Here is a 14,807-nt window from a genome sequence, read left to right as displayed (position 1 = left end):
GCGGCGTGGTCCAACTGACCGGAGTCGCGACTGGGAGGCCCACGCATGGCCGATAGCCTGAGAATCGAATACAACGTCCTCAACGACGCCAAACGGGACCTGGAGAACCTGGCCGGCGACATCGGTCCGCTCCTCGACAACAGCACGTTCTCCCGGCTGGGCCAGCGCGACTACGACGGATACACCTCCAGCGACGCCTTCACGGTCCTCGGCGACTCGACCCTGGCCGACGCGCTCGCGAGCTTCTACGACAACGCCAGCAGCACGATGTCCCACGCGGACAAGGGCCTCAAGGAACTGGCGGGCGCCTTCGGTTCGGTGGGTGAGGCGTTCCTGTCCTTCGACTCGGAACTGTCCCAGGGCATGGGCATCACGGGCAGCAACCTGGGCCTGCAGAACTACTTCCGGGACAAGGACCTGTGGGACTACAAGCAGTCCCACCTCGACCAGTGCGTGCCCGGCCCGGACGGCACGATGCCGGACTTCTGCTCCGCCACCGACCCGGGCGACCCGCCCCTGGACCAGACGATCACCACCGACCGCGGCAGCGTCCACACGCATCTCACGCTCGACGACCAGCGCCATGTGATCAAGGAGGAGTCCACCGTCACCTACGACGGCAAGACGTACACCTCGGTCACCAACTACTCCAGCGACGGCAACCACTACACCACGGACACCTCGTACCCGGACGGCAGCACCGTCCACTCGGAGACCAACCTCAACTCCGACGGCAGCGGCACGATGGTCACCACCGGCAGTGGGGGCGACCGCACCGAGTACACCCGCGGCCCCAAGGACGCCAACGGCAACCAGCCGGACTGGCAGCAGGTGGGCGGCAACACCGATGACGACGGCGGCGGGAACGACGACTTCAACTCCACCCCCGCCGCCTGGTGACCGCCCGACAACCGCATCGAGATCGACAGGAACGGACAGGAATCCCATGGCCAGCTACAACGGCATCAACCTCGACTACCACAAGATCGAGGAGGTCGTCAGCCTGCTGCACGACGCCCACGAGAACCTGCTGCCGGTGCTCAGCAACCTGCGCAACCGGGTCAACACCCTCGTCGACGACGGCATGGTCTTCCAGCAGTCCAGCGAGGTCATCCGGACCACCTACAACAACTTCGACACCAGCCTGCTGGCCGCCGTGAAGGGCATCAACGACTTCTCGGAGATGTTCAACGGCATCAAGGAGAACGCGATCCAGTTCGACCAGGGCATCAGCAGCAGCCTGCAGAACAACTCGTAACCGCCGTACGAAGAGGGCCTCCCCGGAGTTTCGGGGGAGGCCCTCTTCGCGTTGCCGTACCGGTCAAACGCGCAGTGGCGTGAGCGGCACCTGGACGGCGAGCAGGGTGCCGCCGGGACCGGCCGTCCAGGCCCGGCCCGGATGCGCGGCCGCACGGACCACACTGGGCAGCAGGCGCAGGCCGACCAGATCGCCCTCGGACAGGTTCTTCGGTGCGAGCAGCAGACCGTTCCGGGCCCGCCGGGCGGCCAGCGTCCAACCGCTCATGCCGCTCTGGAAGCCCTCCGCGGAGGCCGCGTAGACCAGGCCGAGACCCTGGTCACGGCCGGAGACGGCGATCTCCTTGAGGAGCTTGTCCGCCGCCGAGTTGGTGATCAGATCGGCGTCGTCGATCATCACAGCCCGCGGTCCGGGCAGCGCGTCCAGCGCCGCGCGGACGGTGTCGGCCGAAGGGTCGCTCTCGGTGAGCACGGTGGCGGTGGCATGCCGGTCCAGGGCGCGCAGCGGCGACTCGCGCGGGGTGAGCACGACCAGCGAGGTTCCCCCGGCCAGCAGCGACACCGCGATCGAGGCGAGGGTGTTGCTGCGCCCCGACCCGGCCGAGCCGAACACCCCGAACGCCGAGGCGGTGCCGGCCAGGTCCGTGCCGACGGGGCCGCCGTCGTCGCCGCCGACGCCGAGCAGACCCCACATCGGCCGCCGCTGGGCCGCCCGCACCTTCTCGTAGGCCTGGGCGAACTCCACCGAGCGCGGCAGCACGGCCACCTGGAACGGCCGCCGGGCGTCCGGTACCTGGGCGTCACGCTTGCGGGCGGTCTCGCCGATCGAGCGCAGCGCCTCCGCCTGTTCGGTGCCGCCGCCGGCGGCGAGCAGCGCCACCTGGGTCTCGGTGCCGCTGAGCACATGCCAGCCACGGCCGGGCGGGATGTCGGCCGGGATCTTGTTCGGCATCATGCCGACGGCCTGGTAGTCGCTGCGGTCGCCCTGCCGCAGCAGCAGCTTGTGGTCGTTGTGCGCGGCCATCCGCCCGCCCAGCAGCGAGCGTTCGGAGGTGGCGACGACATGGATGCCGGCGGCGGCGCCTTCGCGCATCAGCCGGATGACCTCCTGCAGCAGCTGGCCGTGGTCGTGTTCGTCGAGGATGACCTGCAGCGAGTCCCAGCCGTCGATCATCAGGAGGATGTGCGCGGGTCGCTGGGCCTTCGGCAGCAGCTTGCGCAGCTCGGCGATGCCGGTCGCGCTGTGCGTCTGCGCCAGGTCCTGGCGCTCGGTCAGCTCCCGGTTCAGCCGGCGCAGCATCCGGCCCAGCCGCTCCAGGTCGTGCCGCGAGACCACACCTCCGCAGTGCGGCAGCGCGCCGAGCGCGGTGAGTCCGCCGCCGCCCGCGTCGATGCCGTAGATGTGGACGTCGGCGGTGCCCGCCACCCGGGCCGCCGAACCGGCGATGGTGCGCAGCACCTGGGTACGTCCGGAGCGTGGCGCGCCGATGATGTACAGATGCCCGAAGGTGGTGAGGTCGGCGACGGCGACCCGGCGCTGCTGGAGCTGTGGGACGTCCTCCAGGGCGTAGGGGATGACCAGGCGGCCGTCGCGGGTGGCGCCGAGCTCGTCCAGGTCGTCCAGGACCAGCTGGCGCTGGAGCGGCGGAAGCCAGGGGCTCGGTTGCTGGGTGAAGTCGTCGAGCAGGTCGGCGGCGGAGCGGATCTCCTCGACGAGGACCTGGAGGTCGGTCGGCGCGGGGCCCTGCGGGGCCGAGGTGGTCACCGTCCGGGTCTCCGCGGGGAGTCCGGCGGGGTGGCCGAGCGCGGCCCAGCCGACGTCCACGGAGCGCACGGGCTTGCGGGGACCGGCGTCCGGCTCGGCCGCCGCGGCCGGGGTCTGCCGGGGGCGTTCGGCACCCACCCAGGCGGTCTGGAACGGATCCGCCTGCCGCGGTCCGCGCCGCACCAGGGCCCGGCCGGGCGTGGCCGAGGAGATGTCGACGGCGTCCTTGACGTCGATGATGTCCTGGCTCTCGGTCTGGTCGGTGACCCGCAGCGCGATCCGCAGGTTGGTGTTGGCGCGGATGTCACCGGTGACCACACCGGCCGGGCGCTGCGTGGCCAGGATCAGATGGATGCCGAGCGAGCGGCCTCGCTGGGCGATGCTGATCAGTCCGGGGACGAAGTCGGGGACTTCGCGGACCAGGGTGGCGAACTCGTCGATGACCAGCAGCAGCCGGGGCAGCGGCGCCAGCGAGGGATCGGCGGCCCGCTTGGCCCGGTACTCCGGATGGTCCTTGGCGTCGGCGGCGGCCAGCACCTGCTCCCTGCGCCGGAGTTCGGCGGCGAGTGACTCCAGGGCCCGCTCCACGAGGTGGGCGTCGAGGTCGGTGACCATGCCGAGGGTGTGCGGCAGGTTGGCGCACTCCTTGAAGGCGCTGCCGCCCTTGTAGTCGACGAGCACGAAGGTGAGTTCGTCGGGCCGGTTGGCGGCGGCCAGGGAGGCCACGAACGTCTGCAGCAGCTCCGACTTGCCGGAACCGGTCGTACCGGCGACCAGGCCGTGCGGCCCGTCCTGCACCAGGTCCAGGGAGAGCGGCCCGTCGAAGCCGGTGCCGATGAGGAACGAGGTGCTGGCGGGGTCGCGCTGCCAGCGCTCCAACAGGGCCTGGGCGTTCGGCGGTTCCTGTTCCAGCAGGTCCAGGAGGCGGACCCGCTGGGGAAGCCCGGCGTCGTGCTCGGGGCTGACGTCACGGATGGGGGCCAGCGCGCGGGCCAGCTGCTCGCACCACTCGGGGGAGACCCGGTCGGCACGGACGGCGGGCAGGTCGGGCGCGCCGGGGCGCTTCACGGTCAGCCGGCCGTCGGCCGCGAGCACCACACCGGTGCTCTCCTCGGGCAGCAGCCGCTCCTGCTCGTCCAGACAGACGCTGAAGATCCGCACCCGCGGGCCCTCGGTGAGCACCTGGACCATGCCGGGCACGTCACGCAGCCGCCGTGCCCCGTCCGCGATCACCAGCACATCGGGGTCGGTGAAGACCACGTCACGGTCGTTGCCGGCCTGCCGGCGACGCGCCTGCACCTGCGAGACCAGTTCGCTCATCCGGGCGGCGGTGGACTCGGGGTCGTTGCCGACCAGCACCACCGGCCCACCGGCCGTGCCGGGCTTGAGATGCGGCAGCCAGCGCGTCCACGCCCAGTCCGCCACCCGGTCCGGCTCGGTCAGGATGACGATCCTCAGGTCCCGCGGGCTGTGCAGCACACCCGCCTGCGCCACCAGCCAGCGCGCCAGGGGCTGCACCTCGGCGGCCGGACCGGCGATGCCCACCACACCGTGTGCGGTGAAGTCGACGCCGATCGGCGTGTCGGGGATGTTCCAGCGGATCGAGCGGTGGTTCTCGTCCCGCGCCGGGTCCTCCAGCTCCCGTACCGACGGCTGGTCCACCGTGCCCAGACGCAGCACCAGATGGTCGGGGTCGCGCCGGCGCCGCTCCCACAGCCGGCCGCCGGGACCGGTCGCGATCAGGGCGACGGCCGCCGGGTCCGGGCCGGTCTTGTCCCGCACCCGCCGCTCGCCGACCACCGCGTCCCGGACCTGCTCCTCAAGGACGTCACGGCGCTGTTCGTAGGCCCGCTCCGACTCCAGGAACTGCTTGCGGGCCGCACGCCGGCCGGTCGCCCAGTTCGACAGCATCATCATCGGGCTGAGGAACAGGAACACCAGAAAGTAGTACGACTTGAAGATGCTGACCATGAACAGACCGAGGACGATCGGGGAGATCATCATCACGGTCGGGAACGGCCGCTTCTGCGGCGGCGACGGCGGCTGCGGCAGCCGGATCCGCTCGGCGTCCAGATGCGGGGCGATCCGCGGCGGCCGGTTGTAGTCCACGCCGTACCCGTCGGCGGACGGGGTGACGGCCGCGTCCGCCTCGACCGGGGCGCTCATCCGCAGCAGCACCGGACCCACGGTCAGGTCCTCACCGACCGGCCAGGGCACCGGGCCCGGCCCCGCCGGGCGTTCCCGCGGCGGCTGGGGGCGGGGCCTGCGCAGCTGCGTGATGGCGTCGTCCGGCGGCGGCGAGGCGAGCCGGGCCCGCACAGTGGCCTCGGGGTCGCCGTCGATGCGGTGCCAGGCCGCGGAGCCGTCCGCGCCGACCGTCACCCACAGCCCCGACTCGGGCACCCCGTGGCCGGCGTCGAGCCGCAGGGCGCACAGCGGGTCGGTGCCGACCTCGTGGCTGCCCGGCCCGAGCCGCCAGGTGCGCCCGGCGCCGGGCCCGGAGACGATGTGCACCTCGGCGAGGACACCGTCCCGGTCGCTGTCGTCATGGACCCGGACCAGGTCGGCCGGGCGGGCCGGGCCGCCGAGCCCCAGCAGCCCGCCGTCGCGGATCCCACTGCCGGAGACCGGTGTCGCGGGGTCGAGCCGGTGGCCGTCGGCGTAGAGGTTGCGGGCCTGCGGCGCGCCGGCCGTGGCCCAGTCCGCGCCGCCGGCGGCGGCCTCGTCCTGGGTCAGCGCGGCGGCGAGATCGCCGACGGTGGCGTTCGAGGGCAGCCGGACCTGGTGGTCGCGGCGCTGTCCGTCCGTGGCGTCCACGGTGGTGATGGTGAGGTTCACGGCTCCCAGCCGGGCGGTCGTTCGTGCGGAATCGGGGGGACGGGTACGGCGGTTACGGCGCCGGCGGCGAGGTCGCGGAGACACCGGCCGCACCGGAGGTGCTCGGTTCCGCGAAGTCGTCGTCGCTCTCGACCGCCGCACCCGGAACGGGTACGGGCACTGCGGCGGGCTCGGGCTCGGGGGCCGGCCGGGTGGCCGAGACACCGGTCGGCTCGGCGACGGGCGCCGCGCCGGAGCCGAGGTCCGGCTCGTCCGGCAGCAGGTCGGGACCGGCGGCGGAGGTGACGTCCACCGGACGTGCGATCTCGTCGTCCGGGCGGTCGGGACAAGGCGGCAGGGCGGACAGCGTCCGGGCCACGGCCCGCGACAGCGGCAGCACGTCGACCCGGGCGGCCGCCGGTGCGCCGTGCACGGTGAGCGTCGAGTCCGGCGCGATCTCAAGGAGCCGGGTCCGGCCCCGGGCCACCCCGAGGCTCAGCAGGCGCAGACCGGACGGCAGCGGCCGCTCCAGCGGGTCGGCGCACACCGCGACCTCGATGCCGGGCTGTCCGACGGTGGCGGCAGCCGGTGCCCCCGGATGCAGGGGGTGCACCCCGGCGGCGATGGCGACCCGGCCCTCGGGCAGCCGGGCGTCCAGCTGGGCGGCGACTGCCTGGAGCACGGCGCGGGCCGTACGGGCGGCGCGCGGCGGGCCGTACACGGACAGCGCGGGCGGCCCGGAGCGCACGTCGAGCAGCACGGCCTGCCCCATGTCGTGCCCCACGCACACCAGCAGCGGTACGGCCAGGTCCTCGGTGTCGTCCGTCAGATCGGCGCGGTCGATCCACCACAGCCGCGGGTCGGTCTCGTCGGACGCCCAGGGCTCCGGCGGCTCGCGCAGCGCGTCGCCGTCCGCCGCGACCAGTACGGCCATCCACTCGGGCCCGGCCAGCACGCCGTAGGGACGGACCCCGGGGCGGACGGACGCGGCCATGGCCGTGGCCCGCTCGGCGTCGGCCCACACGGCCGGGTCGCGCAGCAGCCGCACCAGCAGGCGCAATCCGCGCCGGTAGCGCAGTTCGGTGCGCACCGGACCGGTGAACGCCCGCACGGTGAGAGTGATCTCACGCCCCAGCCGGCGCCACAGGGCCTTCCAGCCGCCGCCGCGCCGCACCAGCCAGTGCGTGACGGCGAGGACGAGCACCAGAACGCCGACGAGGCCGAGCAGGGTGGTGATGGTGTCGGAGGTCATCGCGTCTCTCCCCGGAGTTTCTCGGCTCCGGCCGGGTGGTAGCCGTGGGATTCGAGGGTGGCGCGCAGCGCGCGGACGCCGTGATGGGTACGTGACTTGACCGTGCCCGGGGGCAGCCCGAGCTGGCGGGCCACGTCTTCGCCGGCCTGTCCCAGCAGATGGACGCGGGCCACGGCTTCGCGGTGTGGGGGAGTCAGGGTGCGCAGCGCGGAGACCAGCACCCGGCGGTCACCGACCTGTTCGGCGTGGTCCGGCACGGGCGCCGGCATGGCACCGCCGAAGTCCGCCGCGGTGATCCCCACCGGGACGGTCCGGTCCCGGCGCCGTCCGTCGACCACGAGGTTGCGGGCGACCCGGAACAGCCACATACGGATGGGCCGGTCCCGCCAGTCCAGCCGGCCCGCCGACTGCCAGGCCCGCAACAGGGTTTCCTGGACGACGTCCTCCGCGCCGTGGGGATCCCGCCCCATCATGCCGGTCACGAAGCGGCGCAGGCTGTCGCGCTCCGCGAGCAGGAGGCCGAGCGTCCGGTCCGCGCCGTCGGCGCGGTCATGGTCGATGAGGCTCAATGCCTCCGCCTTCCGGTGTCGGGTGTTGCTGTTGTGCTGTTGTGCTGTCTTGCGGTGTTGCTCTGTGTCACTGTGAAACGCTTCAGACACGAACGCTAGCGCGAAAAACGGGACTTCCCGAAGTCACCATTGCTGCGGACTTCAACAGATTGGTCACAGGCAACTCCGCATAGGTGGACGGAAGGTGACGTTCGGCGGGATCTTCGTGTGCGGCCCTCCGGACCTGCGCCGTCCCTTGGTTACTGTTCCTGTGTCCCGCTCGTTCCGGGCGTTCCGAGACCTTCACGAGACCTTCAGGAGACGACGTGCCGCCCCTTCGTAAACCCCGGCCCTCAGCGGAACGGCCCGGCAATCCGGCGGGACGTTTCAGTGACACCTTCGCCAGCCGTCCCGCCATGCCCCGCCGAGGGATCGTGCCGGGTGTACGGGTGTGGGCGACGGTGGCCGCGGCGGCCGGACTGACCGTCGTCGTCGCCCTGGCCGTACCGGTGCTGAGCCATGTCGACCTCTTCCCGGACCCGGACACCACACCGGCCGCGGCGGTGGCGCCGGGGCAGCCGACCACGCTGTCCAGCACCTCGGAGTCCCCGACGCCGTCCTCGTCGCCGACGCCGTCCCACACCCCCTCCCACAAGCCCGCCAGGACCACCTCCGGCGGCTCCGGGTCCGGGGGCGGCACGGGCAGCGGCTCGACCGGGCAGCAGTCCGGCGGCGGGTCCGTCAACTCCGGTTCGAACGCGAACTCGGGCTCCACCTCATCCGGTTCGAAGTCGAGCGGCTCCAAGTCCTCGTCGACCGGGAAGTCCTCCTCCGGGAAGTCCTCGTCGGGCGGGAGCACCACCAAGACCCCCACCGTCCCTGGCGTGGCGCTGATCGGCACCGGATCCGGGCGCTGCATCGACGTCACCAACGCGGGCGGGGACGGCACCAGGCTGGAGATCCTGGACTGCTCGGGCGCGGCCAAGCAGAAGTGGGTCTTCCAGTCGGACGGCACCATCCGCTCGCTCGGCCTGTGCATGGACCTGGCCTGGGGCAACACCGCGAACGGCACCGCGATCCAGGTCGCCAACTGCAGCGGCAACCGAGCCCAGCTGTTCTACCTCAGCTCGGCCGGCGACCTGGTCAGCGCGCTGGCCGACAAGTGTGTCGACGTCACCGACAACGGCACCGGCAACGGCACCAAGCTCCAGCTGTGGACGTGCTCCGGCACCGCCAACCAGAAGTGGCACAAGGGCTGACCGGTCCGGGGTCCTCCGCGTTGCCGAAGTGCGGACCGTCGCCGGCGTCGTAAGAGCGCAGGATCCGGCCGGGGGCGGCGGGATGGTGGACGACGGCGCCGAAGTCGACGACCGTGTCGAGGACGCCGCCGTACCGGATCAGGTCGTTGACGGACCGCCGTACCGCCTCGCGGGCTGCGGTCCAGCCGCCGTTGCCGCCGTGCGGCGCGGATGCCGTGGGCGTGTGCGCGGGCCCCGATCGCGCGGTACGCGACCTCGAAGGCGGCCGGATCGGCCGGGTTGGGGCTGCCGGGCGGCGCGCCGGTCGGGCCGGCGGTGGTTTGCGTTCGACGTCGAACCGGAACCGGTCGTCGTGGTGTACGACGTGCTGTCCCCGTCGGCAGTGTGGTCGCCGTCCGGGGCGATGGACGACGTCCGCAGAACCGAGCGGTGATCCGCCGGGCTCGAGTCGGCCTGGGTGTAGAGGCTAACAAGGAGGTTGCCGTCGGACGGCAATCGCAGCGGCACCGGCTCGCTCACCGCGTCCCGGTCCGCCGGGTGCGAGCGGTGCCGTGCCGAGTCGGTTGGAGACCCGGATCCGCAGCACAGACAACCTCGATACATCGGAGGAGTCAAGGACTTAGGTCACGGTTGTTGATGTGAACGCGAAGCTCACCTTGGCGAGTTGAGGCTATTGCTCATCCGTTGGGGCTGTTGACAGCTCCGCGCGGGCTGCTAGGTTCCCCGATACACCCGATGTATCGAGGATCCGTCAGGTATGGAGGACGACGATGACCTCGCAGCCGGAGCAACGTTCACCGGTGCCCCGCAGAGCCGTGCTCGGCACCGCCCTCGGTGGCGCGGCCGCCGCGGCCCTGCCCGGAACCGCACATGCCGAACAGCAGCCCTCAGTGGCGACGGGCGCCCGCGGACGCCCCTGGAAACTCCGCGACACCATGACCACCGACGGCGCCTGGGACCGGTTCCTGCGCGGCCAGGATCTGCTGTGGAGCAAGCTGCCGACCCTCTGGTACGAGGGGCCGTTCCTCGGCGACGGGCTGCTCGGCAGCATGATCTACCAGGAGCCGGGCGCCAACAAGATCCGCTTCACCGTCCAGCACGGCAGAGTCCAGGACCATCGGCCCGAGTTCGGCAGCGGCTGGGGCACCGCCCGCCTCCCGGTCGGACACCTCACGCTCGAACCGGCCGGCACCGTCACCGCCGTCGACTGGCGGCTGAGCCTGTGGAACGCCGAACTCACCGGCACCGTCACCACCACGGCCGGCACCCTCACCCTCGCCGCCCTCATCCACGACGAGGTCCTCGCCGTCCGCGCCACGGCCCACGGCGGCGAACAGGTCACCTGGACCTTCCACCCCGAAGAGGCCATCAGCCCCCGGAAGATCCAGGAGTCACCACCCGCCGGCTACACCGCCAATCCGCCCTGGACCGAGCGGACTTCGGCCGACGGCACCGAGCAGGTCCTCCAACCTCTCACCGGCGGCGGCCAGACGGCCACCTCCTACCGCCGCAACGGCGACGAACTCCTGCTGAGCGTCGGTCACAGCTTCCCCTCGGACACCGCCGCCGAGGCCGACTCCCGGCGCAACCTTCGCCGCGCCGGGTCGTACGGCACCCTCAGACGACGGCACACCCGCTGGTGGCACGCCTTCTACCAGAAGAGCTTCGTGTCGTTCCCCGACCAGCGGCTGCAGAGCTTCCACTGGATCCAGCTCTACAAGGTGGCCTGCGCCAGCCGCGCGGACGGCCCGGTCATGGCCACCCCGGGCCCCTGGCTGGAGCCCACCCCCTGGCCGGCGGTCTGGTGGAACCTCAACGTCCAGCTCGAGTACTGGCTGATCCACGCCTTCAACCACCCCGAACTGGACGCCCTCGCCACCACCCTGCGCCAGAACCAGGAACAGCTCACCGCCAACGTGCCCGCCGCCTACCGCTCGGACAGCTCCGGCATCGGCCGCAGCTCCGACATGTTCGCCGTCCGCGAGGTGGGACAGCCCGGCACCGGCGCCGAGACCGGCGATCTGACCTGGGCCCTGCACAACGTGTGGCTGTCCTACCGGCACTCCATGGACAAGTCCCTGCTGAGGGACACGATCTACCCGGTGCTGCGCCGTGCGATCAACTACTACCTGCACTTCCTCACCCCGGGCAGCGACGGCAAGCTGCACCTCCCCAGCACACTCTCGCCCGAGTACCCGGTCGTCCCGCCGCAGGACACCAACTACGACCTGGCCCTGATCCGCTGGGGCTGCCAGACCCTCCTCGACTCCGCCCAACTGCTCGGCATCGACGACGAGTCGAAGCCCCGCTGGCAGGAGGTGCTGGCCCGGCTCACCCCGTACCCGGTCGACGACAACGGCTTCATGATCGGCGCCGACACCCCGTACGCCCAGTCCCACCGGCACTACTCGCACCTGCTCATGGTGTACCCGCTGTACCTGGTCAACTGGGACCAGCCCGAGAACCGCGACCTGATCACGAAGTCCGTGGTCCGCTGGCACGCGCTGACCGGCGCCCACCGGGGCTACAGCTACACCGGGGCAGCCTCGATGTACGCGATGACCGGCGACGGCGACACCGCGATCGGTTACCTGCGGAAGTTCTTCGACCCCACGACCCGCTACCCCTGCCGGGCCAACACCCACTACACCGAGGCCGGTCCGGTCATCGAGACCCCGCTGTCCGCCTCGCAGTCCCTGCACGACATGTTCTGCCAGAGCTGGGGCGGCATCGTCCGCGTCTTCCCGGCCGTACCGACCGCCTGGGCGGACCTCACCCTGCACAACTTCCGCACCCAGGGGGCCTTCCTGGTCAGCGCCGTCCGCAAGGCGGGGACCACCCGGTTCATCCGGATCAGGAGCCTGGCCGGTGAGCCCCTCAAGCTCCGCCACGGCCTGACCAGCCCGCTCACCGTCCTGCTCGACGACGGCACCCCGGCCCGCACCCACGACCTCGGCGACGGCACCCTCGCCATCGACCTCCCCCGCGGCCGGGAGGTGCTCGTACACTCCGGCTCCCGCCCCGACCTCGTCATCGCGCCGGTCGCCGTCAGCGAACCGGGCGCGGCGTGGGGACTGCCGTAACCACCGACCGGAAGGCAGGGTCCTCATGGCCGTTCCGCTTCCAAGAACCGTGGTCGCCGCGCTCTGCGCCGGACTGGCGGCCACCCTCCTGACGTCCGCGCCCGCACGGGCCGAGCAGCGTTCGCACACCTGGACCGTGTCCGAGGCGGCGCACGCACCCCGGGCCCGGATCGCCCTCGACACCACCACCGGAACACTCAGCCTCGCGGTGTCCCGTGACGGCCGTACGGTGACCGAGCCGTCACCCGTCGGCATCGTCACCCAACAGGCCGATCTCTCACAGGGGTTGCGCTTCCTGCACCGCAAGGACCGTAGAGTCGAGGAGCGTTACCGGGCGAAGTCCGGGAAACGGCTGGACCGCAGGGTGCGCATGGACGAGACCCGGCTGTCCTTCGCCACCGCCGCCGGCGCCCGCCTCGACCTCGTCGTCCGCGCCTCCGCCGACGGCATCGCCTACCGGTACGTACTGCCCCCCGGACACGGCGACGTGCTCGGCGAGACCTCCGCGTTCAACCTGCCGGCGGACGCGGGCGCCTGGCTCAGCACCTACCGGGTCGACAACGAGGGCCAGTTCAACCAGTACACCGCCGCGACCGCCCCCAGCGGCGAGTACTCGTACCAGGCGCTCTTCGCCACCGGCGGCGGTTACACCCTGCTCGCCGAGTCCGACCTCACCGGCAGCTACTCCGGCGCCCGGCTCGCGCACACCCAGGGCACCGGCACCTACCGCATCGAGCTCGCCGACACCGAGGTCCACACCGCCGGGACGCTCGCCACCCCCTGGCGGGCCATGATCACCGGCGACCTCGCCACGGTCACCCGGTCCACCTTCACCGACGACCTCGCCCCCGCCACCAAGGTCACCGACACGTCCTGGATCCGCCCCGGCACCGTACTGTGGACATGACTCGCGGGCGGCCGCACGGCAGGTCAGAGCCTCGCCGCGCAGAAGGCGTACGTCGACTACGCGGCCGCACGGCACTGGCCCTACGAGGCCGTCGACGCCGGTTGGTACTTCGAGAAGGACCAGTGGGACCTCACCGACCCCGACTGGCAGACCGACAGCTGGATGCCGGAACTCGTCGACTACGCGCGCGCCAAGGGCGTCGGGATCGTCGTCTGGATCCACCAGCGCGACCTCGACACCCCCGAGGAACGCGCCCGGTGGCTACCCACCCTGGAACGCTGGGGCGTCAAGGGCGTCAAGATCGACTTCATGAACTCCGAGGCGCAGTCCATGCTCCAGTGGTACGACGCCATCCTCCCGGAGACCGCCGCCCACCACCTCCTGGTCGACTTCCACGGCGCCACCCTCCCCAAGGGCGTCCAGCGCACCTGGCCCCAGGTGATGAGCATGGAGGCCGTCGGCGGCGAGGAGAAGCGCACCAACACCGCCACCCACCTCACCACCCTCCCCTTCACCCGCAACGTCATCGGCTCCATGGACTTCACCCCCGGCGGCTTCCAGCGCGTCGGCCAGCGCCCGGACTCCGACGCGGCCGAGACCGGACTCACCGTCGCCTACGAGTCCGGCCTCCAGATGTTCGCCGGCACCCCAGAGTCGTACGACGCCCGGCCGCTCGCCCGGGACTTCCTCGACCAGCTGCCCGCGGCCTGGGACGACACCCGCCTGCTGGCCGGCAGCCCCGGTCAGGAAGCCGTCCTCGCCCGCCGCAGCGGGAACCGCTGGTTCCTGGGCGGGGTGTACGCCGGCGCCGCCCACACGGCCACGGTCCCGCTGACCATCGGCCGCGGACGGTGGCTGGTGCAGACGATCCGGGACGGCACCGAAGGCCTTGTCCAGGAGAGCGAAGTCCTGCGCGGCGGTGACGACCTGAGCGTCGGCGTCGTCGCCGACGGCGGCTTCGCCGGGATCGCCTGCCCCTGGCACCCGGGTGTCACCAGCTGCTACCGCTGAGCACGCACCGCCCTGCGGCGGGCACCGAGCACCAGCTTGAGGGTGCCCGCCGTGGACGGTGACGCCGAGCCGCGCAGGACGTCCGTGCCGGGCGCGAGCACGGCCTCGGCGGTGAGCAGTTCGATCTCGATCAGCGTCTCCACCAGCGGGCGGTGGGCGGCCGGGAGCAGTTCGAGCAGTTCCCGGGCCGACCGCAGGTCGACCCGGGCGGTCTCGACTTCGTGTGCCACGAGCGATCGCAGACCGGGCGAGGCCTGTCCCGCCGTGAGGTCCTCCGCCGTGACGGAGAAGCGCTTCAGGGTCTCCGCAGGGATGCCCGGCCTGCCCTCTCGCAGGTCCTCGGCGAGGTCGTTGACGAAATCCAGCCGCTGGCTGCCGTCGATGAGCCTGCGGCAGCCGGCCAGGAACCGTCCGCCGGGATCGGTCTCGGGGCCCAGCAGCGCGCCTATCAGCAGGAAGGCGGGCAACGAGTAGGCGTCGAGATAGTCCTGGTAGTCGGCCTCGGTCGCGAAACCGGTGAACTCCAGTTCGGCGGTGGCGGTGGCCAGGTAGGCCTCCACGACCTCCCGGTGCCGGGGGTACGCGGTGACCGTGTGCAGGAGGGTACGGACCAGGGGATCGTCACTGGTCCCCGTCTCCAGCCCGGTGCGTACCCGCTGCTCCCAGCCGGCCCAGGCCTGCGCACGCTGCGACTCGGGACCGCTGTCCAGCAGGTTGTCCCCGTGGTGCATGACGGCCGTCGCGGCCACCACATGGGGCTGCACCGCGGGCGGCAGCAGCATCCGGCAGGCCAGATAGGCGCTCCTGCGATACCGGCGGACCGTACGCCGTTGGGTGCTGTAGTCCCGCCGCAGCTCCGGTTCCCGGATCCCGGCCGCGGTCAGGCTCTGATTCCACGCGCTCACGAG

Annotated in this window: 8 protein-coding genes and 1 pseudogene; 5 read left to right on the top strand and 4 right to left on the bottom strand. The window is 71.9% G+C overall.

Translation table 11 applies throughout. The features are described 5' to 3' along the window. Positions 1 to 45: 45 nt before the first annotated feature. A complete protein-coding gene (locus tag ABTY98_RS02090) occupies positions 46 to 900 on the top strand; it encodes a hypothetical protein (RefSeq protein WP_352218935.1) in 855 nt (284 codons plus the stop codon). 46 nt (positions 901 to 946) lie between these two features. After that, positions 947 to 1,258 (top strand): hypothetical protein, encoded by a 312-nt coding sequence (locus ABTY98_RS02085; RefSeq protein WP_046730425.1) that lies wholly within the window; start codon positions 947 to 949, stop codon positions 1,256 to 1,258. 63 nt (positions 1,259 to 1,321) lie between these two features. Here ABTY98_RS02085 and ABTY98_RS02080 read toward each other — a convergent pair whose 3' ends face one another. From ABTY98_RS02080 to ABTY98_RS02070, 3 genes are read right to left on the bottom strand one after another with little or no spacing between them, the layout of a single operon-like run. Continuing rightward, a complete protein-coding gene (locus tag ABTY98_RS02080) occupies positions 1,322 to 5,860 on the bottom strand; it encodes an FtsK/SpoIIIE domain-containing protein (RefSeq protein ID WP_352218934.1) in 4,539 nt (1,512 codons plus the stop codon). Positions 5,861 to 5,912: 52 nt separating this feature from the next. Beyond that, positions 5,913 to 7,091, bottom strand: a complete 1,179-nt coding sequence (locus tag ABTY98_RS02075) for a hypothetical protein (protein ID WP_352218933.1) — start codon at positions 7,089 to 7,091, stop codon at positions 5,913 to 5,915. Then, positions 7,088 to 7,660, bottom strand: coding sequence for a sigma-70 family RNA polymerase sigma factor (locus tag ABTY98_RS02070; RefSeq protein ID WP_352218932.1), 573 nt, complete (start codon positions 7,658 to 7,660; stop codon positions 7,088 to 7,090). The genes ABTY98_RS02075 and ABTY98_RS02070 overlap by 4 nt, the downstream gene beginning before the upstream one ends. 395 nt (positions 7,661 to 8,055) lie before the next feature. Here ABTY98_RS02070 and ABTY98_RS02065 point away from each other — a divergent pair, with 395 nt between their 5' ends. The 3 genes and pseudogenes from ABTY98_RS02065 to ABTY98_RS02055 all read left to right on the top strand — a co-directional run bounded on the left by ABTY98_RS02065 (position 8,056) and on the right by ABTY98_RS02055 (position 13,899). Beyond that, on the top strand, positions 8,056 to 8,898 hold the full coding sequence (locus tag ABTY98_RS02065) for a ricin-type beta-trefoil lectin domain protein (RefSeq protein ID WP_352218931.1): 843 nt from the start codon (positions 8,056 to 8,058) through the stop codon (positions 8,896 to 8,898). 770 nt (positions 8,899 to 9,668) lie between these two features. Continuing rightward, positions 9,669 to 11,981, top strand: coding sequence for a glycosyl hydrolase family 95 catalytic domain-containing protein (locus tag ABTY98_RS02060; RefSeq protein ID WP_352218930.1), 2,313 nt, complete (start codon positions 9,669 to 9,671; stop codon positions 11,979 to 11,981). Between the two features lie 25 nt (positions 11,982 to 12,006). Further along, positions 12,007 to 13,899: pseudogene (locus ABTY98_RS02055) on the top strand (glycoside hydrolase family 97 protein). On the opposite strand, the gene ABTY98_RS02050 reads toward ABTY98_RS02055, so the two are convergent. Further along, positions 13,890 to 14,804 (bottom strand): phytoene/squalene synthase family protein, encoded by a 915-nt coding sequence (locus ABTY98_RS02050; protein ID WP_352218929.1) that lies wholly within the window; start codon positions 14,802 to 14,804, stop codon positions 13,890 to 13,892. The pseudogene ABTY98_RS02055 and the gene ABTY98_RS02050 overlap by 10 nt on opposite strands. Positions 14,805 to 14,807: the final 3 nt, after the last annotated feature.

Source organism: Streptomyces sp. NPDC096040, assembly GCF_040303265.1.
Taxonomy (GTDB): Bacteria; Actinomycetota; Actinomycetes; order Streptomycetales; family Streptomycetaceae; genus Streptomyces.
The sequence above is the reverse complement of the archived record's forward strand: the minus strand, read 5'-3'. Positions and strand labels throughout refer to the sequence as shown.